At 73.7% G+C, this 23,701-nt stretch carries 19 protein-coding genes and 1 tRNA gene; 12 read left to right on the forward strand and 8 right to left on the reverse strand.

The window, feature by feature from the left end:
* Positions 1-318: 318 nt before the first annotated feature.
* Entirely contained in the window at positions 319-633 is a 315-nt protein-coding gene (locus tag ACWDRR_RS16370; protein WP_449772859.1) for an FmdB family zinc ribbon protein, read from the forward strand.
* A gap of 682 nt (positions 634-1,315) precedes the next feature.
* On the forward strand, positions 1,316-1,735 hold the full coding sequence (gene mscL / locus ACWDRR_RS16375) for a large conductance mechanosensitive channel protein MscL (RefSeq protein ID WP_449772860.1): 420 nt from the start codon (positions 1,316-1,318) through the stop codon (positions 1,733-1,735).
* Positions 1,736-1,746: 11 nt separating this feature from the next.
* On the opposite strand, the gene ACWDRR_RS16380 is transcribed toward mscL, so the two are convergent.
* On the reverse strand, positions 1,747-2,016 hold the full coding sequence (locus tag ACWDRR_RS16380) for a hypothetical protein (RefSeq protein WP_449772861.1): 270 nt from the start codon (positions 2,014-2,016) through the stop codon (positions 1,747-1,749).
* Between the two features lie 184 nt (positions 2,017-2,200).
* Entirely contained in the window at positions 2,201-3,172 is a 972-nt protein-coding gene (locus ACWDRR_RS16385; RefSeq protein WP_329489273.1) for a sigma-70 family RNA polymerase sigma factor, read from the reverse strand.
* A 519-nt stretch (positions 3,173-3,691) separates the two neighbouring features.
* Between ACWDRR_RS16385 and ACWDRR_RS16390 the strand changes: the two genes are divergently transcribed.
* Positions 3,692-4,501 carry a phosphatase PAP2 family protein gene (locus tag ACWDRR_RS16390; RefSeq protein WP_449772862.1) on the forward strand — a complete coding sequence of 270 codons (810 nt, stop codon included), beginning with the start codon at positions 3,692-3,694 and terminating at the stop codon, positions 4,499-4,501.
* On the opposite strand, the gene ACWDRR_RS16395 is transcribed toward ACWDRR_RS16390, so the two are convergent.
* Entirely contained in the window at positions 4,498-4,836 is a 339-nt protein-coding gene (locus ACWDRR_RS16395; protein WP_449772863.1) for an FtsX-like permease family protein, read from the reverse strand. The genes ACWDRR_RS16390 and ACWDRR_RS16395 overlap by 4 nt on opposite strands.
* Before the next feature lie 467 nt (positions 4,837-5,303).
* A tRNA-Arg gene (locus ACWDRR_RS16400) sits at positions 5,304-5,376 on the reverse strand.
* 355 nt (positions 5,377-5,731) lie between these two features.
* Between ACWDRR_RS16400 and ACWDRR_RS16405 the strand changes: the two genes are divergently transcribed.
* Together ACWDRR_RS16405 and ACWDRR_RS16410 are read left to right on the forward strand one after the other, a co-directional pair.
* Positions 5,732-7,273 carry a glycosyltransferase family 39 protein gene (locus ACWDRR_RS16405; protein WP_449772864.1) on the forward strand — a complete coding sequence of 514 codons (1,542 nt, stop codon included), beginning with the start codon at positions 5,732-5,734 and terminating at the stop codon, positions 7,271-7,273.
* Between the two features lie 135 nt (positions 7,274-7,408).
* Positions 7,409-8,422, forward strand: a complete 1,014-nt coding sequence (locus ACWDRR_RS16410; RefSeq protein ID WP_449772865.1) for a YhjD/YihY/BrkB family envelope integrity protein — start codon at positions 7,409-7,411, stop codon at positions 8,420-8,422.
* Positions 8,423-8,517: 95 nt separating this feature from the next.
* Here ACWDRR_RS16410 and ACWDRR_RS16415 read toward each other — a convergent pair whose 3' ends face one another.
* Positions 8,518-10,848 (reverse strand): D-alanyl-D-alanine carboxypeptidase, encoded by a 2,331-nt coding sequence (locus tag ACWDRR_RS16415; protein WP_449772866.1) that lies wholly within the window; start codon positions 10,846-10,848, stop codon positions 8,518-8,520.
* A 298-nt stretch (positions 10,849-11,146) separates the two neighbouring features.
* Here ACWDRR_RS16415 and ACWDRR_RS16420 point away from each other — a divergent pair, with 298 nt between their 5' ends.
* The 3 genes from ACWDRR_RS16420 to ACWDRR_RS16430 all read left to right on the forward strand — a co-directional run bounded on the left by ACWDRR_RS16420 (position 11,147) and on the right by ACWDRR_RS16430 (position 13,634).
* Positions 11,147-11,896, forward strand: coding sequence for a GOLPH3/VPS74 family protein (locus ACWDRR_RS16420; RefSeq protein ID WP_449772867.1), 750 nt, complete (start codon positions 11,147-11,149; stop codon positions 11,894-11,896).
* Positions 11,897-12,564: 668 nt separating this feature from the next.
* Positions 12,565-13,428, forward strand: coding sequence for a helix-turn-helix domain-containing protein (locus tag ACWDRR_RS16425; RefSeq protein WP_449772868.1), 864 nt, complete (start codon positions 12,565-12,567; stop codon positions 13,426-13,428).
* The gene (locus ACWDRR_RS16430; RefSeq protein ID WP_449772869.1) at positions 13,425-13,634 is read left to right on the forward strand and encodes a DUF397 domain-containing protein; all 210 of its coding nucleotides are present in this window, start codon (positions 13,425-13,427) and stop codon (positions 13,632-13,634) included. The genes ACWDRR_RS16425 and ACWDRR_RS16430 overlap by 4 nt, the downstream gene beginning before the upstream one ends.
* A 169-nt stretch (positions 13,635-13,803) precedes the next feature.
* Here ACWDRR_RS16430 and ACWDRR_RS16435 read toward each other — a convergent pair whose 3' ends face one another.
* Positions 13,804-14,919 carry an ADP-ribosylglycohydrolase family protein gene (locus tag ACWDRR_RS16435; protein ID WP_449772870.1) on the reverse strand — a complete coding sequence of 372 codons (1,116 nt, stop codon included), beginning with the start codon at positions 14,917-14,919 and terminating at the stop codon, positions 13,804-13,806.
* A 189-nt stretch (positions 14,920-15,108) separates the two neighbouring features.
* Here ACWDRR_RS16435 and ACWDRR_RS16440 point away from each other — a divergent pair, with 189 nt between their 5' ends.
* A complete protein-coding gene (locus ACWDRR_RS16440) occupies positions 15,109-16,221 on the forward strand; it encodes a tyrosine-protein phosphatase (protein WP_449772871.1) in 1,113 nt (370 codons plus the stop codon).
* A 95-nt stretch (positions 16,222-16,316) separates the two neighbouring features.
* On the opposite strand, the gene ACWDRR_RS16445 is transcribed toward ACWDRR_RS16440, so the two are convergent.
* Positions 16,317-18,923, reverse strand: coding sequence for a bifunctional FO biosynthesis protein CofGH (locus ACWDRR_RS16445; protein ID WP_449772872.1), 2,607 nt, complete (start codon positions 18,921-18,923; stop codon positions 16,317-16,319).
* 179 nt (positions 18,924-19,102) lie between these two features.
* Here ACWDRR_RS16445 and ACWDRR_RS16450 point away from each other — a divergent pair, with 179 nt between their 5' ends.
* From ACWDRR_RS16450 to ACWDRR_RS16460, 3 genes are all read left to right on the forward strand, one after another.
* On the forward strand, positions 19,103-20,386 hold the full coding sequence (locus tag ACWDRR_RS16450) for a LolA family protein (RefSeq protein ID WP_449772873.1): 1,284 nt from the start codon (positions 19,103-19,105) through the stop codon (positions 20,384-20,386).
* 168 nt (positions 20,387-20,554) lie between these two features.
* A complete protein-coding gene (locus tag ACWDRR_RS16455; RefSeq protein ID WP_449772874.1) occupies positions 20,555-21,541 on the forward strand; it encodes an ABC transporter ATP-binding protein in 987 nt (328 codons plus the stop codon).
* Positions 21,528-22,466 carry an ABC transporter permease gene (locus ACWDRR_RS16460; protein ID WP_449772875.1) on the forward strand — a complete coding sequence of 313 codons (939 nt, stop codon included), beginning with the start codon at positions 21,528-21,530 and terminating at the stop codon, positions 22,464-22,466. Before ACWDRR_RS16455 ends, ACWDRR_RS16460 begins: the two co-directional genes overlap by 14 nt.
* Positions 22,467-22,530: 64 nt before the next feature.
* On the opposite strand, the gene rarD is transcribed toward ACWDRR_RS16460, so the two are convergent.
* Positions 22,531-23,523 carry an EamA family transporter RarD gene (gene rarD / locus ACWDRR_RS16465; protein ID WP_449772876.1) on the reverse strand — a complete coding sequence of 331 codons (993 nt, stop codon included), beginning with the start codon at positions 23,521-23,523 and terminating at the stop codon, positions 22,531-22,533.
* Positions 23,524-23,701: the final 178 nt, after the last annotated feature.

Raw genomic sequence — 23,701 nt, forward strand, 5'->3', positions numbered from 1 at the left:
CGCGGCGGCGCGGCGGCGCGGCGGCGCGGCGTCGCGGCGGCGCGGCGGCGCGGCGGCGCGGCGGCGCGGCGGCGCGGCGGCGCGGCGGCGCGGCGCCGGGTGGAGTCGCGCGGTGGGCGGGTTCGCGGCGGGCGGGGTTCGCGGTCGCCGCGGGCCCGTTCCGGCCGGTCCCTGCCGGGCCCGGGCCCGGGGTGGGACCGGCCGCTTCGGCGCGCCCCCGACTCATCTCACATTCGAGTCGCTGGACTGATCCAGCGGAATGCCGCATCATTGACCATCGTTAGCACTCATCAGGCGAGAGTGCCAGGAGGAAGACAAGTGCCCACGTACCAGTACCAGTGCACCGAGTGCGGCAACGGCCTGGAGGCGGTGCAGAAGTTCACCGACGAGGCGCTGACCACGTGCCCCGACTGCCAGGGACGACTCCGCAAGGTCTTCTCGGCCGTGGGCGTGGTCTTCAAGGGCTCCGGCTTCTACCGCACCGACAGCCGTTCGTCGTCCAGCAGCTCGGTGGGCACCGGTTCGTCGGCCTCGACCTCGTCGAGCTCGTCCTCGTCGGCGGCCTCGACCTCGTCCTCGGGCGGCTCGACCCCCGCGGCGAGCCCGGCTCCGGCGGCCAAGCCGGCCGGCTGAGTCCAGACTTCGGAAGGCCCGTGGGCCCGCGCCGGTGCGCGACCCGCGGGCCTTTCGCATGCCCGGGTACGGGCGGGGTCGGGGTCTGGGTCGGGCTCGGGGTCGGCTCGGGCTCGGGTGGGCCGGCTCGACCGGCGTCTCGGCGTCCCGGCGGCCCGGCGTCCACCGGCTGCGGCGATCAACCTGCTCCGGCGGTCAACCTGCTGCGAGGCGATTGCCCCGCACGGGGGTACGAAGTTGTCCACAGGGCCGAGTTGTCCACAGGCCTGGGGAAAGCGCTTCCGCCGAACTCGCGGGCCGCTCAGAGTGTGGATCGGAAGAGCCGACCCGCTTCTCGGGCCGGCGCCCTGCGACCACCGGCGGTGCCCATGTCGACCACGAGCCTCCCCCTCCCGTTCCCGCTGCCGCTCCCCGCGCCGGCCGTCCCACCGCGGCGGGAGGTGCCGCCCTTCCCGCCGATCCGGCGTGGAGGCGGCCGCTTCCACCGGCTCCGCCGGGCCCTCCGACACCGGCCGGGGGTGCCCGCCCTGCTCCTGCTGGCACTGGCGGCGGTGCTGGCCTTCGGGCCCGCGCGGGCGGGCCTGTCCCCGCCGGACGCCGCGCCGGTCGGCCGGACGGGTTGTCAATCGAGCGACCTTGAAGATCACCCGTAACCGGTCAACGACTTCGTCGTTCACGCGGCATGAATGGCTTCAAGAAGTTCCTTCTGCGTGGAAATGTCGTCGAGCTGGCCGTCGCCGTCGTCATCGGCGCGGCATTCACCAACGTCATCAACGCCTTCGTCAAGGGCGTGATCAACCCGATCGTCGGCGCCTTCGGAGCCAAGGACCTGGCCTCGTACAGCTCCTGCCTCAAGGGCCCCTGCGAGGTGAGCGCGACCGGCGAGGTCACGGCCGGCATCCTCATCCTGTGGGGCTCGGTGCTGAGCGCCCTCCTGCAGTTCCTGATCACCGCAGCCGTCGTCTACTTCTGCCTGATCCTGCCCATGACCAAGTACTCCGCCCGGCGCAAGAGCCTCGCCGAGGTCCAGGCGGAGGCCGAGGCCAAGGAGGTCCTCCTGCTCACCGAGATCCGCGACGCGCTGGTCACGCAGCAGCGCTGAGCGGCTCGCCGTCAGTCGCCGTGGTGCGGCGGGCGCTGGCTCAGGTACCAGTCCAGCCCCCGCGCACCGCTCTCCCCCGCTCCCGGGCGCCCGCCCCAACCGGCGTCGGTGTCGTCGCGGGACTGCTGGTCCAGCGGGTCGCGGAAGACCAGCCGGGCCTTCGCCGCCGCCTCGGTACCGCCGGTCGCGGTCTTGGCGTCACCCGCCGTCTTCACGGCCGCGGCGGCAGCCGTCGCGTCCGTCGCGTCCACACTGTCCTGCCCGGGCTGCTGCTCGTTCACCGGCCCGCCTCCGTCTCGCACATCGTCCACTCCTCCAGCCTAGAGGCTCCCCGCCCCGATTCCGCCCGCCCTCCCGGCGCGCACGTGGGCCCCGGTGCGGAGCAGTCCGCACCGGGGCCCACGACAGTGACCGGCGCCGCGGTCACCGGCGCCGCACACGGCGGCCGACCGCACCCGGGGGGCCTCAGGCGGCCTCGAAGCCCGCGTGGTCGGCGATCCGCTTCAGCTCGGCCAGCGCATGCTTCTCGATCTGGCGGATCCGCTCACGCGTCAGCCCGTGCTGCTTGCCGACCTCGGTGAGCGTCCGCTCCCGCCCGTCCTCCATCCCGTACCGCGACCGGATGATCGAGGCCGTCCGGTCGTCCAGGCGCCCGATCAGACCGTCCAGCTCCTCGCGGCGGAGCATGACCATCACGGCGTCCTCCGGGGATGTCGCCCCGGTGTCCTCGACCAGGTCGCCGAACTGGGTCTCGCCCTCGTCGTCGACCGACATGTTGAGGCTCACCGGGTCGCGCGCCCAGTCCAGCACGTCCTTGATCCGCGCCTCGGTGGTGTCCAGCTCGGCCGCGATCTCGGCCGGCTCGGGCTCGCGGCCCAGCTCCTTGGACTTCTCGCGCTGGACCCGCCGGATCCGGCCCAGCTCCTCGACCAGGTGGACGGGCAGCCGGATGGTGCGCGACTGGTCGGCGATGGACCGGGTGATCGCCTGCCGGATCCACCAGGTGGCATAGGTGGAGAACTTGAAACCCTTGGCGTAGTCGAACTTCTCCACCGCACGCACCAGGCCGGCGTTGCCCTCCTGGATGAGGTCCAGCAGCGGGAGGCCACTGCGCGGGTAGCGCCGCGCGACGGCGACCACGAGCCGGAGGTTGGAGCGGATGAAGACGTCCTTGGCGCGCTCGGCGTCCTCGGCTATCGCCTCCAGCTCCTCCCGCTTGACGCCCTTGGGGAGCTCCGCCTCTTCCAGCAGGTGCTGGGCGTACACGCCGGCCTCGATCCGCAGCGAGAGCTCGACCTCCTCGGCGGCATCGAGCAGGGGTGTCCTGGCGATCTCGTCGAGGTACATGCCGACCAGGTCACGGTCGGCCTCAAGGTTGGTCGGGCGGGCCGCGCGAGTCCGGTCGGCCCTGTCGCGAACGACGGCACGGGTGGCCATGCTTGCTCCCTTTGCTGGTATTGCCGAGGTCTGCCTGCCTGCCCCCGAGAGGGCAAGAAATGCGGGCCCCGAGGGGCTCACACGTAACGATCCAACGAACAGATTCCGGACAACATTCCCAAGTCGCTCAGATTCTTCCAGCGATGCAGTATCCTGCCGGTTTTCACCGCGATCCTGGACGGAGGGTGACCGCTCCGGCACCACAGGTGTCGGCCGGGTGACCGGTCGGGAGCGACCGCCACAGCCCGGCCCCGCGGCCGGGCGACACCCCGACCGAGCCCGGGGACGCCGGCGCCCGAGCCGCCGACCCGCTCCTTTGCACGCTCTTCACTTCTGTGAACCCGCCGGCAGCCGCTCGCGTTCCCGCACCGCCCGGCCCGAACCACCCCTCGCAGCACGTCCGCACCCCGAAGCCGCCCGCGCTCGCGCCCCGGCGCACGCAGGTTCTCCGCACAAAAGATGCCAAATCGCTATCGCCCCGGCGTCCGATCAGCACAACACACTGGGAAGGTGTCAGCCATGCACCTGACCAACAGCTCGCCCTCCCTCACCCCGCGTAACCGCCACCTGCTCCGGCACGCGGCGCTCGCGGTGGGCTGTGCCGTGCTGTTCGCCGTCCTGGCCACCCTGGTGCAGACCGCTTGGTCCCCACTGGCCCACCTCGACCAGGGGTGGACCGACAGCCTGCACAGCGACGCCCGGGGCCGAAGAGTCTGGGTCGCCTCGATACAGATGGTCTCCGACATCGGCGGCACGATCACCATGCGTACGCTGCTCGGCGCGGCCGCGGTCTGGCTCTGGCTGATCGGGGCCCGGGTACTGGCCTGCTGGACAGCGGCACAGACCCTGATCGGCTGGGGCCTCCTGTGGGTGCTGAAGCTCTCCTTCGACCGCCCGCGGCCGCACTTCACCGACCCGGTCTCGCACGCCGGCGGCCCGGCCCTTCCGTCCGGGCACGCGATGGCCTCCGCGATCACCTGCGCCGTCCTGGTCGGGCTGGTCTGGCACCGGAGCTCGCGCGGCGGGCGGATCGCCGCCTGCTCGGTCGCCGCGCTGACGGTACTGACGATCGGCTGGACCAGGATCGCCCTCGGCGTCCACTGGCCGAGCGACGTGCTGGGCGGGTGGCTGGCCGCCGGGGTCGTCCTGGGCGCGGTCACCCTCGCCGTCGAACTCCGGCGGCCCGGCGCGCTGGCCCGGGACATCCGGCGGGTCAACTGGCGGACCAGGCCGAGGGTCCAGCGCGTCCTGGTCTCCCCGGTCGCCCCCGCGCCCTACGACCCGGCCTTCGAGGAGGCCACCGACCGCCCGGACGGCGCGGTCCGCTAGCCGCCGGCCCCGGCAAGCGAGAGCAGGACGGCCTCCAGCGGGAGCATCCGGCGCCGCTGCTGCCGGGACATCCCGATCGCCCGCCGCACGCCGATCTCCCGGGCCCGCTCGCCGACGCTCACCACCAGGGTGGCCGCGACACCAGGTCGGCGATCGCCACCGAGAAGCTCGGGCCTGCGCCGCGCCCCCGTCCACCCGGATGTCGGCCGGGCCCACCTCGGCGACGGCGCTCCGGCCGGAACTGTCCACGCAGCTCGGCCACGGTGTGCCGGTACGTCGCCATCGTTCCTCGGGTTCGACCCGCCCGACCGGCCGTGATGCACCGTCAGGATCATGATCGAGGCCAGGGCGACCAGCGGGCCTCCCCCGTCGGCGCGATCCAGCTTCCTTGATCACCCCCGGGGCCGACCCCGGGCCGCACCCCTCCTCCCCGAGCGGTACGGCCGACCCCGACCGCTCCGACGCGGGGCGGTCACGCACGGCGCGGCCACCGCTCTCCGGACGCCGGGCACGCGTGCCCCAGACGGACCGTCACGCCCCGACGGGCCCGGACGGAGGGCCGACGGCACCGTCCGCTCCGACGGCCGGCGCCGGCTCGCGCGATCGCGGCCCCCGCCGATCTCCGGACCGATCACGGGGGGACGCCCACAGCGCTCCGCACGCCCGGGCGGTCCCCTCACGAGAACCCCGTGACGGCGCCCCGAGATGCGGGAACCGCGACCGTCCGGCCGACGAGGTGCGCAGGAACGCCGCAGGCCCTCCACCCGGATGGGCGGAGGGCCTGCGGCCTGCGCGTTCGTTGTGCCCCAGGCAGGATTCGAACCTGCGACACCGGCTTTAGGAGAGCCGTGCTCTATCCCCTGAGCTACTGAGGCGGGGTCGTTCGCGGTCGGGATACGCGCGTGACGCGCGTGGTGCGAGGAGCACCGGCCGACCGCTGACAGCCTAGCGGATCGGGGCGCGGCCACGCCGGGTCGGGCCGTCGGTCGGGCGGGCCGTCGACCGGGGCGGGGCCGTCGGTGGCGCGGCAGCGAGCCGGGGAGTCCGCGTGCGAATGGTGTACGACAAGGTGGGATCATGGGAAGCATGCCGATGGTGCCCGGCGACGGTGCGTCACATCCTGCTCCAGTAGCCTGGAGCGAACCGGCCTCCCGGCGCGGGGCGTTGGCGTCCGCGCCGGCCCCGGCACGCCTGCAACAACGCACCACCGCAAGGACGAGGCGCTCCACCATGACATCAGCCGGCCGGCGGAACCCGGTCCTCCGGGCCCTGGGACAGGTGTGGCTCTGGCCGGCGCTGGCGATGCTCTGCGTCGGTGGCTACCGGCTCGGAACGCCCGAACTCTGGCGGGACGAGGTGGCGACCTGGACGGTGGCCACCCGCCCGCTCGGCGATCTGCTCGGGCTGCTCGGGCACATCGACGCCAGCAACGGCGCCTACTACCTCCTGATGCACGGCTGGACGTCGATGTTCGGCGACTCCGCGATCGCGCTGCGGCTGCCCTCCGTGCTGGCGATGGCCGGGGCGGCCGCGTTCGTGGCGCTCACCGCGCAGCGGTTGTTCGGCGGCCGGGTGGCGGCGATCGGCGGCGGGCTGCTGTTCACCGTGGTGCCGCTGATCTCCCGGTACGCGCAGGAGGCCCGCTCGTACGCCCTGGTGACCTGCGCGGTCGCGGCGGCCACCTGGTTCCTGCTGCGCGCGCTGGAGCGGCCGGCGCTGCGGCGCTGGGCACCGTACTGCGCGGCGATGGCGGTGGCGGGCGTCGGCCATCTGATCTCGTTCGCGACGCTGGCCGGCCAGCTGGCGGTGGTGCTGCTGCACCTGTGGCGGACGCGCGGAGCCGTGGAGCGGCGACTGTTCTGGCAGTACCCGCTGGCCGTCCTGGTCGCGGCGCTGCCGGTGCTGCCGGTGGTGCTGCTGGGCAGCCGGCAGTCCGGGCGGCAGCTGGGCTGGATCGGCACGCCGACGCTCTACCAGCTGCGGCACTTCGGTGAGCCGCTGTTCGGCTCGGCCCCGGTGTTCCACACCTTCGTCCTGTTGGGCCTGCTCGCGCTGGTGCTGCCCGGGCGCCGCCAGGCCTCGCTCCAGTTGCTGCTGCTCGCGGTGCTGCCGGTGGTCGGCGTCTGGCTGGTGTCGCACGGCAGCACCTCGTACTTCGTCGAGCGCTACCTGCTCTTCACGGTGCCGGCCTGGGCGGCGCTGGCCGGCGGCGGGGTGCAGGCGGTCTACACGACGGTGGCGGCGGCCGCGCGGCGCAGCCGGACGCCGCGGCAGGTCCGGGCCGCGGGCGCGCTGCTCGCCCTCGGGCTGGTCGCGGTGCCCGCCCTGGTGGCGCTGCCCAAGCAGTCCTCGGTGCGGTACGCGGGCTCGCACTCCTTCTCCCGCGAGCCGTACCGGGCGGCGGCCGATCTGATCACGGCCGGCTACCGGCCCGGGGACGGGCTGGCGACTCCGCTCGGCGACCAGAGCTGGGCGATGGTCGAGCAGGGTGTCTCCTACTACCTGCCCGAGGACGTCCGGCCGTTCCCGGTCTTCGTCGAGCGCAGCGCCCTCGCGGCCCAGGACCTCTTCCCGACCGCCTGTCCGCAGCCGGCCGCGTGCCTGGGGCAGGGGCAGCGGACCTGGCTGCTCGTCCTGGGGGACACCACCGAGCCGCTGTCCGCCGTGCCCCCGGAGCAGGCGCAGGCCCTCCGGGCGAGGTACGGCCCGCCCGACCGGGTGATGCCGCTCGGCGGGGTGACGCTCGCGCTGCTGGACGGCACCACCGGCTGAGCCCCGCCCGGGTGCCGGGCAGGCCGCCGCAGCGGATGCGGCCGTCCGGCGACCGGGTGACCATGGAGCACGGTGACGAGGGCGCCCCCGGCGGCCCACCCGCCCACGGTCGGGACATGCCCCAGGAGGACGCCTGTGAGCGAGCACCCGGCCGGACGGGTGGCCCGGCTGAAGGAGCGGTCGGCGGAGCTGGCCCGGCTCGCGCGCGGGCTGCCCGAGCAGGTGCCGCTGGTGGGCCGGGCGCTCGGCCAGCTGCTGCGGGTGAACCTCCTGGACTGCGCGACCCGGCTGGCCGCCCAGGCGTTCCTGAGCGCGCTGCCCGCGCTCTTCGTGGTGGCGGTGTTCACCCCCGCCGCGGTCCGCGAGGGCGTGGTGCGCTCGCTCCGCAAGGAGTTGGGGCTGGAGGGCGCGGCGCAGCAGTCGGTGCAGCAGATGCTGCAGACCAGCCATGACCAGGAGACCACCATCGGCGTGTTCGGCGCCCTGGTGACACTGGTGTCGGCGACGACGCTGAGCCGGGCCATGCAGCGGGTCTGCGAGCGCTGCTGGGACCTGCCCAAGTCGGGGTCCCGGGTGGTGGCCTGGCGCTGGCTGGTCTGGCTGCTGGTGTGGCTGGTCTGCCTGGTGTTCCAGACGCCGGTACGGGACGGCTTCGGCCTGGGCGCCTGGCTGGGGGTGCCGCTGACCTTCCTCGATGCCACGGCGCTCTGGTGGTGGACGCAACACCTGCTGCTGGTCGGCCGGGTGCGCTGGCTGCCGCTGCTGCCCGGGGCCCTGCTCTGCGGGGTGGTGGTGGCCGGGCTGGGCATCGCCGCGCGGGTCTACCTGCCGCGCGCGATGGCGCACAGCGTGACGCAGTTCGGACCGTACGGGGTGGTCTTCACCGGTCTCTCCTGGCTCATCGTGATGTTCACCGGACTGACGCTGGCGATCGCGCTGGGCCGGGTGATCTCGGAGGAGGAGACGGTCGCGCACTGGCTGGGCTCCCGTACCGAGCCCGGCGTCTGGGGCGGCGCCCGGCTCGACGCGGCCGAGGCGGGCGAGACGGTTGCGGACGGGGAGGGTGCGACCGGGGAGGGTGCGACCGGAGTCGCCACGGACGAGGGCGGCCCGAACGACGGTGGCTCGAACGGGCCCCGGACCGGCTGACGCGCGTCGGCGGGGGAACCGATGGCCGGTTCCCCCGCCGAGGGGTGATCAGGGTTCGCGCGTAGCGGTGGGAGGTGCGGGGTGGGGCGTACCGGTCAGAGCATCCGGGTCAGCCGCGACAGGATGGACGGCGGCGCCAGATCGGCCTGGAGGGCCACCGGGACCTCGACCTTGTTGTCGCCCGCGCCCACGCTCAGCACGCCGACCTGGGTGCCGGCCTTGGCCGTGTGGCCGATCTTCGCCGGGTCCAGGGTGAGGGTGCCGCTGATGCCGGGGAAGCCGGCGGCGGTGAGTTCCTTGGTGGCGACGACCGGGACGGTGCCACCGAGCCCGTCGTCGATCCGGCCGACGACGTCGCCCTGCTTCGCGAGGGTCTGACCGGTCAGCCCGTTCTGGGCGGCCTGGATCTGCTTGGCGCTGACGTTCTGGACGATCTTGAGGATGCTGGGCTCGGCGGTGGTCGCCGGCTGGCCCAGGGTGACACCGAGGATCAGCCGCTTCACCCCGCCGATCTCCTTGTACGCGGCCCACATCAGACAGCCGCCGGCCGGGGTGCTGGAGCCGGTCTTGACGCCGATGATGCCGTTCTTCGGGGAGATCAGGGTGTTGGTGTTGGAGATCTTCTGGTTGTTGAAGGTGGTGTCCGGGGTCGAGACGATCTGCCGGAAGATCGCGTCCTGCATCACCTGCTCGGCCAGCTTCAGCTGGTCCTTGGCGGTGCTCTTGGTGTCCGGGCTGAAGCCGGCCGGGTCGGTGTAGGTGGTGTTGGCCATGCCGAACTTGGCGGCGGTGTCGTTCATCTTCTTGACGAACGCGTCCTCCGAGCCGGCGTCCCAGCGCGCCAGCAACCGGGCCACGTTGTTGGCCGAGGGCAGCATCAGCAGCTCCAGCGCCTCGTACTGGGTGAGCTGCTGGCCCTCGGTGAGGGTGACCCTGGACTCGTCGACGTTGCCGGACTCCTGGGCGGCCTGCTTGTCGACGGTGATCTTCGGGCCGCTCTCCCCCTTCTTGAGCGGGTGCGACTGCAGGATCAGGTAGGCGTTCATGACCTTGGTGACACTGGCGATCGAGGCCGGGGTCTCCGGGCCGGAGCTGCCGAGGCTGCCGACACCGACCACCTCGGCGGCCGACTGGCCCTTGGCCGGCCAGGCCAGGTCGAGCGGGTCACCGCCGAAGCTGAAGCTGCCCGCGGTGGTCAGCTTCACCTTGGCGTCCGGCAGCGGGCGGAGCAGCTGCGCGACCACCACCGCGCCGAGGACGACGGCCAGGAAGACCGTCCAGATGGTGATCCGCTTGAGCGCGCGGCGCAGCGGCGAAACGGGGCGGGCGTTGAGCGCCGCCAGCACCTGCATCGCCTCGGCCGTCGTCTCCGGAGCGGGCGCCGGCTCGGGGGCTGGCAGCGGCTCAGGGGATGGCAGCGGCTCGGGCCTGGGCAGCGGCGGCGCGGGCGGCAACGGCCGGGGGTCGGGGGTGGGGAGCGGCTCGGGGACCGGCGCGGGCACCGGCTTCGGGGCGGGCTTCGGGGCCGGGGCGGGCTCCGGATCGGGCACCGGCTCCGGTTCGGGGACGGGCCGGGGCGCCGGGTGCGGCTCGGGAACGGGCTCGGGCACGGTGCCCGAGCCGGGTGCCCGCAGGGCCCGGGGCTTCTCCAGCTTCTCGGCCGGCCCGGTCTGCCGGGCCGCGTCCGCGGGCTGCGGCGGCTCGGGAGCCTTCGGGGGCTCGGGACTCTTCGGCTCCGCAGTGCCCTTCGACTCCTCGGCGGGCTCGGTCGGCTCGGCGGGCTCGGCGGGCTCGGTCGGCTCGGCGGGCGCCGCAGGCTCGGCCGAGGGCTTTCCGGGGATCGCCGCACCCGTCCGCATGGCGAGACGCGGGTCGGGGCCGGTCGGGCGCTCGGGCCTCTCGGCGGGGGCGTCGACCGACGGCTCCACCGCCGGACCGCCCTGGCCCGCACCGGTACCCGCCGGGGTGCGGAGCTCCTCGGGCAGCCGCAGCGCGGTGGTCGCGTTGTCCACGGGGAGGCGGAGCATGGTGGTCCTGGTGTCCACATCCCGGACGCGGAGGTGGACGGTGGATCCCGCCCTGGGCCCGGCCGTCGCACCGCCCGCCGCACCAGCCGTCGCACCGGCCGTCGCACCGGCAGCATCGTCGGCCGGCTTGGCAACGGGCTCGGCAACCGGCTCGGCAGCAGGCTCGGAAGCGGGCTCCGCGGAAGCAGCGGCGGGCTCGGAGGCGGCGTCCGGAGCAGCGTCGGCACCGGCCTCCGCATCCGTCACGGCGGCGTCCGTCACGGCGGCGGCGTCCTCCGGCTCGGCCGGCTCCACGGCCGGCGCCGTCGCAGCGGCATCGGCGACGACACCGCTCCGTTCCTCGTCCCGCTCCCGCCTCCGCTCGCCGTCCCGCAGCACCCTGTCGGGGGACTCGCCCACGTAACCCAGCCTCCTCAACGCCCGGCGGGGCACCGGCAGACCCGATTTCGGGAAGCCGACGCCCCGCCCCGTGTACCTGTACAGTCTCCGCCACCGGCGACCGTTCCGGTCGCCCACACCCCGCCCGACCGGCGCTTATTGCCGCCGCACGGCCGCACCGCGGTCCGTTCACCGATCAGACGCCGGGCCTGCCTCCGCCGGTTCCCCGCCCCCGCTGCAAGGTCACGATTCGGAGGCGTACTCGACAAGCCCGTGTGAGAGGCGTCACGCTGTCATTCATCCACGCGGGGAGGCTTGGATGGGCAAGAGCCGCAGAACTGTTCCCGAGGAACTCTTGCTGCTCGCTTTGGACCCGACCACGGGTACCACGGCGCAGCCGCAGACCCTCGACCTCGGACTCGCCGGGGCCCAGCTCGTCGAGCTGTCCCTGGCCGGACGGATCGTCCCGGAGGGCGATCGGATCGCCGTGGTACTGCCACGGCCGACAGGCGACCCGACCCTGGACCACGCACTGGAACTGCTGCGCCGACGCGGCAGCCCGGTTCGCGCGGCGCACTGGATCGGCGGGCCCCGACTGGGGCTCAGGCAGACGTATCTGGCGCACCTGGAGAGGTGCGGCATGGTCACGGCCGTGCCGGGCCAGATGTGCGGCGTGCTGCCGACGACGCGCTACCAGGCGTCCGACGACTGCACCAACGCCGCGATCAAGCAGCGGCTGGACACCGCGATCCGCACCGGCGTACCGCCGGACCCGCGGACGGCCGCACTGGCCGCCCTAGCCCATTCGGTGGGTCTGGGGAAGCATCTGTACCCGGGCAACGAGGGACGGTCCTCGCGGTCACGGTTGCGGGACCTGATCCGTTACGACCCGCTGGGCGGGATGGTCGCCCACGCCGTGATGGACGTGCAGAACGGCCTGCCGTCGCAGCAGAACCGTTCATCCCAAGGCGGCGGCGCTCCGATCGGCGCGGACCGACCCGGCCCGCGTGCGGCGGGCCGCAGTGGGAGCGGCGGCCGGGTCACGGCGCCCCGCGTCGGCGTCCGCTGACACCGGCGCACCACGGGCCGGGCACCGCCTGCGGCCGCACGGCAGCACCCTCTGCACACCTGCACCTTCCGCACTGCACCGACCGCACGGCCGCACCGCGGAGCACCGCACTCCGGCACACCGCACCACCCGAAGCACCGCACCACCTGCCGCACCACCGCGCCGCGCTGCCGGGCGCGACCGGAGCACCGCCCGGGCCCGGCCGGGGCAGCGTGCGGGACGGCGCACGCCGCACCGCTCGCGCCGCCACCCGGCGGTGAGCAACCAGCAGGAAGAAGGGGCGGTCGCCCGCGACGGAAGTCGCCGGGCGGCCGCCCCTCCGCCGTCCCCGCAGGGGCGGCCGGGGCACCTCGGCGGAGCCCTGTCCCGCCCGCCCGAGCATGTGCCACCAGCACGTGTACGGGCGCACACCGCGCCCGTACGACCCACCGCACCGCCACCGCAGCACTACCGGATCGAGCCGCGATGCCGCCCTACCACTCGGGGACGCCCGCTGTCTCGCCGAAGCGCTTTTCCGATGATGTGTTCTACTGCGCTCCTGCGATTCCCCGGCGCCGACCTGATCCAAGGTGGCATGCTGCTCCAAGTCAGGGGGGTTGGTCCCAATTTCCACTGTGTTCCGAGGACTGCCGTTCCAACGATCACCAGAGGTCCGGCCGGAGGTCGACGTGTCCGCGAACATCAACCCCACCGTGCGCCGCAGGCGCCTGGGCTCCGAACTCCGCAAACTGCGCGAGGGGCTGGCCATGACGGCGGAGGAGGTGGCCGGCCGGCTGATGGTCTCCCAGTCGAAGATCAGTCGGCTGGAGAACGGACGCCGCAGCATCAGCCAGCGCGACGTGCGCGACCTCTGCGACGTCTACAACGTGACGGACGAGTCCATGCGGGCCAGCCTGATGGAGATGGCCCGGGAGTCCCGCCAGCGGGGCTGGTGGCACGACTTCAACGACATGCCGACCCCGTACAGCGTCTACATCGGACTGGAGGCCGAGGCCTCCTCGATCCGCGCCTACGAGTCCTCGTTCGTCCCCGGGCTGCTGCAGACCGAGCTGTACGCGCAGGCCGTGGTCGAGGGCACCCAGCCGGACACCGACGCGCTCTCCGTCCAGCGGCGGGTGCAGGTCCGGATGAAGCGCCAGGACCGCGTCAACGGCGAGAACCAGCTGGGCAGTCTCTGGACCGTCATAGACGAGGCGGTCCTGCGCCGCGAGGTCGGAAACCGGGCGGTGATGGCCGATCAGCTGAAGCACATGCTGGAGCTGAGCCAGCGCCCGAACATCACGATCCAGGTGATCCCGTTCTCTCACGGCGCCCACCCCGGCATGACCGGGACATTCTCCCTGCTGGAGTTCCCCGAGTCAGCCGATTCCACGGTTGTCTACTTCGAAGGGGTGACGAGCGATCTCTACCTGGAGAAGGACGCCGACGTGCGCCGCTATACCAGTCTCTACGACCACCTGCGGGCAGCGGCGCTCGGGGTGGCCGAGAGCCGGTCACTGATAGCCACGATTGAAGAGGGATACCACGCATGAGCACCACCTTCGAGAACGGGACGATCTGGCGCAAGAGCACCCACAGCGGCGGCAACGGCGCCTGTGTGGAGATTGCCACGCCGGCTGCGGACGCCGTCGCGGTACGGGACTCCAAGGATCCGCAGGGCCCGCAGCTGCACTTCTCGGCCGAGGCCTGGAAGGCGTTCGCCGTCGATGCCGGAGCAGGGGTGTTCGGCGGCTTCTGAGCCACCGCACCGTTCTCGGCGCAGTTGCCCGTAGCGGTGTCCGCCGCCCTCCCCCGGGGCCGCGGGCGCCGCTACGGGCACCTACGTGTCCGGGCCCCGAACGGGCGGCCGGGCGGGGCGGACCGGGCGGACCCGACAGCCCCCGCGCGGGCCGGGACCGGGCGGACCGTCAGCTCAGCACCGGGTAGCGGGCCGCCCAGGCGGCGCCCTCCGGGGTGTCCCGGCCGTGCAGCTCCGGCCCGTGCATCAGCTCCAGGACGAAGTCGTCGGCCAGTTCGAGCACGGCGCCGCGCCCCTCCAGCGCGGCCACCAGACCGGGCGGCAGCGCGCTGTCCCCGTGCAGCACCCCGAGCAGGTTGCCGCAGATCGCGCCGGTGGAGTCGCTGTCCCCCGAGTGGTTCACCGCCAGCAGCAGGCCCGAGCGCACGTCGTGGGCCACCAGCGCGCAGTACACCCCGATCGCCAGCGCCTCCTCCGCGACCCAGCCCTCCCCCAGGGCCTCGACCCGCTCGGCCGACGGCTCCCCGGCCCGCACCGCGTCCAGCGCCGCCCGCAGCGCCGCCGTGGTCTCCTCGTGCGCCGGCCGCTCGGAGAGCAGGGCCAGCGCCAGGTGGACGCCCTCCTCCAGGGTGCCGCCGCGGGCCACCGTCTGGACGATCACCGCCAACGCGCCGGCCGAGAGGTACCCGCTGGGGTGGCCGTGCGTCAGCACCGAGCACTCCACCGCCAGCTGGAACACCAGGCTCGGCTCCCAGGTGGTGAGCAGTCCGAACGGGGCCGCCCGCATCACCGTGCCGCACCCCTTGGAGTGCGGGTTCTTGGGCACCTCCACGGTGCCGAGGCGGTCCGCGTCCGGGCCGGAGAGGCCGGACAGGCAGGCCTGGCCGGGGGCGCGCTGGGCGTACAGCCACTCCTCGCGGCCGAGCCAGCCGAGGTCGGCCCGGCGCTCGTCCGGGCCCCAGTCCCGCTGGGTGGCGGCCCAGCGCAGATAGGCGAGGTGGAGGTCGGTGGGCGGGTGCCAGCTGCCGGTGTCCCGCCGGATGTGGGCGCGGATCAGCCCGTCGACCGTGAAGAGCACCATCTGGGTGTCGTCGGTGACCGCCCCGAGCCGCCCGTAGGCGGGGATGTAGCCGGTCACCCCGCGCGGGCCGTGCGCCGCACGGATCTTCTCCAGCGAGTCGAACTCGATGCCCGCACCGAGCGCGTCGCCGATCGCACCGCCGAGCAGACAGCCCCGCACCCGGCTGCGGAAGTCCTGCTGCTGGGCTCGTGACCACAGTGGCATCACGACGGGGTGCCTTTCGTCCGGGAATCGGGCCGCGCGACGCACGGCCGGTCGCGCGCCCTCGCACTGTATTCGAATGGCCGAACAAGTCGAGCGATTCCCTCGAACACCAGCACTTCAACAAAATGTTGCCACGGCGCCACGCGCAGGCCACGGCCGACCACCCCGGACTGCCTACCGTGCCGGGCCATGACCATCTCCCGCACCCGCCTGGCCACCGCACTCGCGCTCACCGGCGCGCTGGCCCTCGGCACCCCGGCGCTCGCCGTCGCCGCCCCGGCCGCCTCCCCCGCCCCGGCCGCCGCCCGGCACACCGCGCACGCCATCCCCTTCACCGCCGCCACCGTCACCCAGCAGGCCGACGGCGGCTTCACGCTGACCTGGACCGCCCCCGGCGCCCGGGGCGTCACCGTCTACGCCGGCACGGACCAGGACGACATCCGCCACCGCAAGGCGGTCGCCAAGGGCGCCGGCACCGCCACCGTGACGGTCACCGGCCTCGGTGCCGCCGACCGCTGGTACTTCGAGCTGGTCCCGGACCGCGGTGCGCCGCTGGTCGTCGCCGACCGCTCGCTGCACCTCGCCTCCGCCCCCAACTTCCGCGACGCGGGCGGCTACCGCACCGCCGACGGCCAGTGGGTGCGGATGGGCGTCGTGTACCGCTCCGGCGACCTCTCCAAGCTCACCGAGCCGGACCTCGCCAAGCTGCGCCGCCTCGGCATCCGGACCGTCTTCGACCTGCGCACGCCGGCCGAGCAGAAGACCGCCCCGGACCGCCTCCCGGCCGGCGCCACCGCCGTGAACGCCAACGTGCTCGGCGTGGCCGACACCGGCGCCTTCAACGTCACCACCCCGCAGGCCGCCGTCCAGGCGATGACCGACGCCGAGCGCACCATGGTCTCCGCCGACAGCGCCCGGACGGCGTACCACTCCGTGCTCAACTCGCTGGTGGAGCGCGACGACGAGAACGTCCTCTTCCACTGCACCGCCGGCAAGGACCGCACCGGCTGGGCCTCCGCCGCGCTGCTCACCGCCCTCGGCGTGCCGCGCGAGAGCGTCGAGGCCGACTACCTGGCCAGCAACACCTACCGGGCCGCCGAGAACGCCGCCACCCTGGCCCAGCTGCCGCCGGCCTACCAGGCCGTCTACAAGCCGCTGCTGGAGGTCCGGGCGGAGTACCTCGCCGCCGGCTTCGACGAGGTGCAGAAGAAGTACGGCTCCTTCGACGGCTACCTGAAGTCCGGCCTCGGCCTGGACCGGCAGGACCTGCGCGACCTGCGCAGCCAGCTGCTCGTCGGCTAGGACCGGGCCCGGCGCCGCCGGACGCCGACGGCCTGCCGGGTGCGAGCACCCGGCAGGCCGTCTTGGTCGCCGCTCCGCCCCCTGCGCGCCGGTGGCTAGTCCAGGACGGGCAGCAGCTCCGGCAGATGGCCGTCCGAGGCCAGGGCCGCGGCCAGCCGCTCGGCGGGCACCTCGCCGTAGGTGGTGGTGCGCTGCCGGTGCGGGCGCCCGGCCGCCTCGGCGATCGCCCTCAGGTCCCGGACCGACTTGTAACTGCCGTACGCCGAACCGGCCATCCGCGAGATGGTCTCCTCCATCAGCGTGCCGCCCAGGTCGTTGGCGCCCGAGCGGAGCATCTCGGCCGCGCCCTCGGCCCCCAGCTTCACCCAGCTGGTCTGGATGTTGGGGATGTGCGGGTGCAGCAGCAGGCGCGCCATCGCGACCACCGCCCGGTTGTCCCGCGCGGTCGGCCCGGGCCGGGCGATGCCGGCCAGGTAGACCGGGGCGTTGGTGTGGATGAACGGCAGCGTCACGAACTCGGTGAAACCGCCGGTGCGCTGCTGGATCTCCGCCAGCAGCCGCAGGTGCCCCAGCCAGTGGGCGGGAGTGTCCACGTGCCCGTACATCATCGTGGACGAGGAGCGGATGCCGAGCTCGTGCGCGGTGGTGACGACCTCCACCCAGGTCGCGGCGGGCAGCTTGCCCTTGGTGAGCACCCAGCGGACGTCGTCGTCCAGGATCTCGGCGGCCGTGCCCGGGATCGTGTCCAGGCCTGCCGCCTGGGCCTGCTGGAGCCAGTCGCGGATGGAGAGGCCGGTCCGGGTCGCGCCGTTGACCACCTCCATCGGCGAGAAGGCGTGCACGTGGATGCCGGGCACCCGCTCCTTCACCGCGCGCGCGATGTCGAAGTAGGCGGTGCCGGGCAGGTCCGGGTGGATGCCGCCCTGCATGCAGACCTCGGTGGCGCCGACGTCCCAGGCCTGCGCCGCCCGGTCGGCCACCTGCTCCAGCGAGAGGGTGTAGGCGTCCGCGTCGGTGCGGCGCTGGGCGAAGGCGCAGAAGCGGCAGCCGGTGTAGCAGACGTTGGTGAAGTTGATGTTCCGGGTGACGCAGTAGGTGACGTCCTCGCCGACCGCGGCACGGCGCACGTCGTCGGCGATCCGGCAGAGCGCGTCCAGCGCCGGACCGTCCGCGTGGAACAGCGCCAGCGCCTGGTCGTCCGTCAGCCGCGTGGGGTCGTCGGCGGCGACCGCGAGCGCGCCGCGCAGATCGCCGGCCAGCCGCTCGGGCGCGCCCTTGGCGAGCACCTGCTCGCGCAGCACCTGCCAGTCCCCGTACACGTCCTCGAAGTCGGCCCGGCGGTCGCCGGTGCGGCCCTCGGTGTCGATGGTGGCGTGCAGGTCCGTCCGCCCGTACGAGGCGGGCAGGTCCTCCGGCTCCTGCCAGGGGTGGCCCTGGACCACGGCGTCCGGGCGGGCGAGGCCGGTCTCCGGGTCGGACAGCGCCCGGACGTGCGGCAGCACCCGCGGATCCAGCCAGGGCTCGCCGTGCCGGACGTACTCGGGGTAGACGGCGAGCCGCTCGCGCAGCTCGAACCCGGCCACCGCCGAGTGCTCCGCGAGCCGGTCGATCTGCGGCCAGGGGCGCTCGGGGTTCACATGGTCGGGCGTCAGCGGCGAGACGCCGCCCCAGTCGTCGATCCCCGCACCGATGAGCCGCTCGTACTCGCCGTCCACCAGGTTCGGCGGCGCCTGGAGGCAGGCGGCCGGGCCCATGATGTGCCGCGCCACGGCGACGGTGGCGACCAGCTCGTCCAGCTCGGCGTCGGGCATGCCGCGCATCGCCGTGTCCGGCTTGGCGCGGAAGTTCTGCAGGATCAGCTCCTGGATGCCGTGGTAGGCGCGGGAGATCCGGCGCAGCGCGAACAGCGACTCCGCGCGCTCCTCGTACGTCTCGCCGATGCCGATCAGCAGCCCGCTGGTGAACGGCACCGAGCTGCGCCCGGCGTCCTCCAGCACCCTCAGCCGGACGGCCGGCTCCTTGTCGGGCGAGCCGTAGTGCGGGCCGCCGGGCTCGCTCCAGAGCCGGGTCGCGGTGGTCTCCAGCATCATGCCCATGGAGGCCGAGACCGGCTTGAGCCGCTGGAAGTCCGTCCAGCTCAGCACCCCGGGGTTGAGGTGCGGCAGCAGGCCGGTCTCCTCCAGGATGCGGATGGACATCGCCCTGACGTAGGCGATGGTGTCGTCGTAACCGTGCGCGTCCAGCCACTCGCGCGCCTCGGGCCAGCGGTCCTCCGGCTTGTCCCCGAGCGTGATCAGGGCTTCCTTGCAGCCCAGTTCGGCACCGCGCCGGGCCACCTCCAGCACCTCGTCCGGCGACATGAACATCCCGTGGCTGCGCCCGGGCAGCGTCCCCGCGGTGCCCTGCGCCGCCCGGCGCAGCTTGCCGGGGACGGTCGCGAAGGTGCAGTAGTGGCACTTGTCGCGGCAGAGCCGGGTGAGCGGGATGAAGACGCTCTTGGAGTACGTGATGACGCCCGGCCGGCCGGCCGCCGCGAGACCGGCGTCGCGCACCCGGGCGGCACTCGCACAGAGGTCCGCCAAGTCCGCGTCTCTGGCCTGGAGCAGCACCGCAGCCTCGGCCGCGTCCAGCGCGACACCGTCCCGGGCACGGCGCAGGGCGCGCCGCATCGCGTTCGCAGTCGGGGGGAAGGTTGCGTCCATGGCGCGACCCTACGCCAGTTCCGGTACGTCCGGAGGAGCCGACCCTGAGGCCGTATCAGGGTCGTCTGCACCGCGAGGGCGACCCCGATCTGGCCCTGCAGGGCGATGACTCCGGCGCCCCGGGGCCTTGTAATGGAGCAGACAGGCAGTCGGTCACGGTTACGGAGGGGTTGGACGCTATGACGGACGACACGACGACTGAACGACACCAGGACGGCGGCGTGCCCTACCGCTCGGGGCGGCGCACCGCGGTGCGGGTGGCAGTGCCGGTGGCAGTGGCGGCGGTGATCGCCGCCGGGGTGGGGCTGGTACCGGCGCTCGCCGACGACTCCCCGCCCGAGCTGCCGACGCTGACGGCGGAGCAGCTCGTGGCGAAGGCGCTCGGCTCGCAGGCGCAGACACTCTCCGGGACGGTCTCGGTCTCCGCCGACCTCGGGGTGCCGAGCCAGCTGCTCGCGGCCGGCGGCGGGATCGGTGCCGCGGGCGGCTCGGGTCCGGGTACGGGCGGCCCGGGCGGTTCGGGCGCCGGGTCCGGCGGGTCGTCCGCCGCCGCGCCGGAGGCCAAGCTGGCCGGGCTGCTCGACGGCACGCACACCCTGCGGGTCGCGGTGGACGGACCGGACCGCCAGCGGATCGGCCTGATCGAGAACCTGGCCGGGTACGAGCTGGTCCACAACGGCGACCAGGCCTGGGCCTGGGACAGCTCCACCAACGAGGCGGTCCACCTGACCGGCCCGCAGGGCGCCCGGCCCGGGGGCCACCCGGGCAAGGCCCCGCTGACCGGGGTGCCGACCACCCCGCAGGACGCCGCGCGGCAGTTCCTGGCGGCGGGCGCGGGCACCACGGCCGTCACCGTGGACGGCACGACGAACGTGGCCGGGCAGAAGGCGTACCGGCTCAGCGTGAAGCCCACCCAGTCCGGCTCGACCATCGGCGAGGTGCGGATCTCGGTGGCCGCCGACAACGGCGTGCCGCTCGCGGTCGTGGTCAAGGGCTCCGACGGGAGCACCGTGCTGGACGTCCACTTCACCGAGGTGTCGTTCGCGAAGCCGGCCGCCAAGACCTTCGACTTCACGGTGCCCAAGGGCGCCAAGGTGACGGAGCGCAAGGCCGAGGGCGGGCCAGCGGCTCCGGCGGCTCCGTCGGAGCAGGCCGCGAAGGACGCGGCGGGCGCCGTCGACGGTCTGAACGTGGTCGGCGAGGGCTGGACCGCGGTGCTGAGCGCCAAGCTGCCCACCGGCGACGTCACGGCGCCGGCCGAGGGCGGGCAGGGCCGGCACGGCAAGGGCGGCCCGGCCGCGCTGCAGAGCCCGCTGGCGCTGGCGAAGGCGCTCGGCAAGCCGGTCGCGGGCGGCTCGCTGATCAGCACCAAGGTGCTGAACGTGCTGGTCACCGATGACGGACGGGTCTTCGCGGGCGCGGTGACGCTGCCGGTGCTGCAGAGTGCGGCCGGGGTGAAGTAGGTGACCCGGGCTCCCGTAACGGGGGACGTTACGGAGCCGGCCGGGGGGCGGGGTGCCGCAGGGCACCCGGCCCCCACGGCCGTTCCCGCCGTTCCCGCTGTTGCTGCTGTTTCTGTTGCTCCTTCTGCTCCCGGTGCGCCCGGTGTGCCCGGTGCTCCTGGTGCTCCTGTGGTCGGTGCCGTCGGCGGCTCCGGCTTCTCCGGCGCGGTCCCGACCGATGACGTGATCAGGACTCAGGGCCTGACCAAGCGCTTCCGCGGCGGTCAGCTCGCCGTGGACGGGCTGGACCTGGCCGTCCCGCGCGGTTCGGTCTTCGGCTTCCTCGGGCCCAACGGCTCCGGCAAGACCACCACCATCCGCATGCTGATGGGCCTGATCGCGCCGACCTCGGGCGTGGCCACCGTGCTCGGTGCGTCGATGCCGCAGTCCGTCACCACGGTGCTGCCACGGGTCGGCGCGCTGATCGAGGGCCCGGCGCTGTACGGCTTCCTCTCCGGCCGGGACAACCTGGCCCGGTTCGACGCGGCCGATCCGACCGCCGACCCGCGCACCCGCCGGCAGCGGGTCACCGAAGCCCTGGACCGGGTGGGCCTGACCGCCGCGGCCGGCAAGAAGGCCCGGGCGTACTCGCTGGGCATGAAGCAGCGGCTCGGCCTGGCCTCGGCACTGCTCCAGCCGCGCGAGCTGCTGGTCCTGGACGAGCCGACCAACGGCCTCGACCCGCAGGGCATGCGGGAGATCCGGGCGCTGATCCGGGAGGTCGCGGCCGAGGGCACCACGGTCTTCCTCTCCTCGCACCTGCTGGACGAGATCGAGCAGGTCTGCACGCACGCCGCGGTGATGTCGCGCGGCCGGCTGGTGGTGCAGGGCACCGTCGCCGAGCTGGCCGCCCGGGCCCAGGGCCGACTGGTGGTCCGCACCCCCGATGTGGCCCTGGCCTCCGAGGTGCTGGCGGCGCACGGGGTCTCCGACCTGCTGGTGAGCGAGGAACGGGTGGACGGCGAAGCGGGCGCGCCGACCGACGACGGCCTGCCGGAGCTCTGTGCGGCACTGGTCTCGGCCGGAGTACGGGTGCGCGGCTTCGGAGTGGAGCGGGGCACGTTGGAGGACGCCTTCGTGGCGCTGACCGGGGAGGGCTTCGATGTCGCGGGCTGAGGCTCCGGGCGCGCCGGAGGCGCTGAGGGCAGAGGGCGCAGTGGGTCCAGAGGGCGCGCTGGGCGCGCCGGCGGTGCGAGTGACCGGGCGGCGGCCGCAGACGGCGGCCGGGTTCCTGGCGCTGTTCCGCAGCGAGCTGCTGCTGACCTTCCGCCGGGTGCGGACGATGGTGCTGCTGGGGATCCTGGCGGTGCTGCCGGTCCTGATCGGCGTGGTGGTCCGGATCGAGACGGACGGGCCGCGCGGCGGCGAGGGCCCCGCCTTCATCGCGCAGGTGACGCAGAACGGCCTCTTCCTGGTGTTCACCGCGCTCGCCGTGGCCCTGCCGATCTTCCTGCCGATGACGGTCGGCGTGGTCGCCGGCGACTCGGTGGCCGGCGAGGCGGCCGGCGGCACCCTGCGCTACCTGCTGGTCGCGCCGGCCGGCCGGACCAGGCTGCTGGCCGCCAAGTTCACCGCCGGACTGGTGTTCTGCCTGGCGGCGACGGTGACGGTCGCCCTGGCGGCGCTCGCCACCGGCGCCGCGCTGTTCCCGCTCGGGGAGGTCACACTGATCTCCGGGGAGACGATCGGCCTCGGCCCGGCACTGCTACGGGCGGTGCTGGTGGCGATGGTCGTGGCCGCCTCGCTGGCCGGGCTGGTCGCGATCGGGCTGTTCATCTCGACCCTCACCGGCAGCGGCATCGCGGCTATGGCCGCCACCGTCGGCCTGGTGATCACCGTCCAGATCCTCGACAGCTTCCCCCAGCTGCACGCGATCCAGCCGTTCCTCTTCACCCACCACTGGCTGAGCTTCGGGGACCTGCTGCGCGAACCGATGTACTGGGACGGCGTCCTGGACAACCTCGGGTTGCAGGCCGCGTACGTCGCCGTCTTCGGCTCGGCCGCGTGGTCCCGCTTCACCAGCCGGGACATCACCGCGTAGCGGGCCGGGGCCGGGGCCGGGCCGTCCTGGGCCCTGGCCGGCCCGGCTGTGGGCCCCGGACGGGTCAGCGGGTGGTCGCCGGTGCCGGGGCGGGCTCGACGACCGGGGCGTCGGCGATCCTCCGGGCCAGGGCGGCGGCCCGCTCCACCCGGTCCGCCCGTACCCGGCGCAGCGCGTCCCAGGTCAGCACCGCCAGCGCGGCCCAGACCAGGGAGAAGCCGGCCCAGCGGGCGGGCGGCATGGACTCGTGGAAGACCGCGACACCGATCAGGAACTGGAACACCGGCGCCAGGTACTGCAGCAGCCCGAGCACGGTGAGCGGCACCCGGACCGCCGCCGCACCGAAGCAGAGCAGCGGGATCGCGGTGATCACCCCGCTGAGCATCAGCAGCCCCGAGTGCCCCCAGCCGTACGAACCGGCCACGGTGTGCCCGAAGGTGCCGCGACCGGAGACCTCCAGGTAGACCAGGTACCCCAGGGCGAACGGGAACATGAAGGCGCTCTCGGCCGCCAGGCTCTCCAGCCCGCTCAGCCCGACCTTCTTCTTGAGCAACCCGTAGGTGGCGAAGGAGAGCGCCAGGGTCAGCGCGATCCAGGGCAGCCGCCCGTAGCCGACGGTCAGCACCGCCACCGCGAGGGCGCCGATGCCGACGGCCGCCCACTGCGCCACCCGCAACCGCTCCTTGAGCACCAGCACGCCGAAGGCGATGGTGACCAGCGGGTTGATGAAGTAGCCGAGGCTGGTCTCGACGACGTGGCCGGCGTTGACCGCCCAGATGTAGACGCCCCAGTTGACCGAGATCACCGCGGCGGCCCCGCCCAGCATGGCGAGCCGGCGGGGCTGGCGCAGCAGCGGGCGTATCCAGCTCCAGTGCCGCTGCGCGAGCAGCAGCAGGACGACCGCGACCAGGGACCAGACCATCCGGTTGGCCAGGATGTCGTCGGCCGCTCCCGGCTCCAGCAGGGGCCAGAACAGCGGGAAGAGCCCCCACATCCCGTAGGCGGCCAGTCCGTACCAAAGGCCTCTGCCGGCCTCCTGCTGGGTTGTCTCTGCCATGGACGGCCTGCCCTCCGCGCGCACGTATGTCGAGCCGACGGTAGCGGGCGCGGGGGCAGGCTGTCATCTCCGTATTTGCTTTTTGCTCATGACACGGGACCGCCGGCGGGATTGCCGCTGAGATCGCCGGCGGATGCACCCGGCGGCTTTCGGCGGGCGCTCCCGGCGGCCGCTCCCG

The organism is Kitasatospora sp. NPDC003701 (assembly GCF_053587085.1).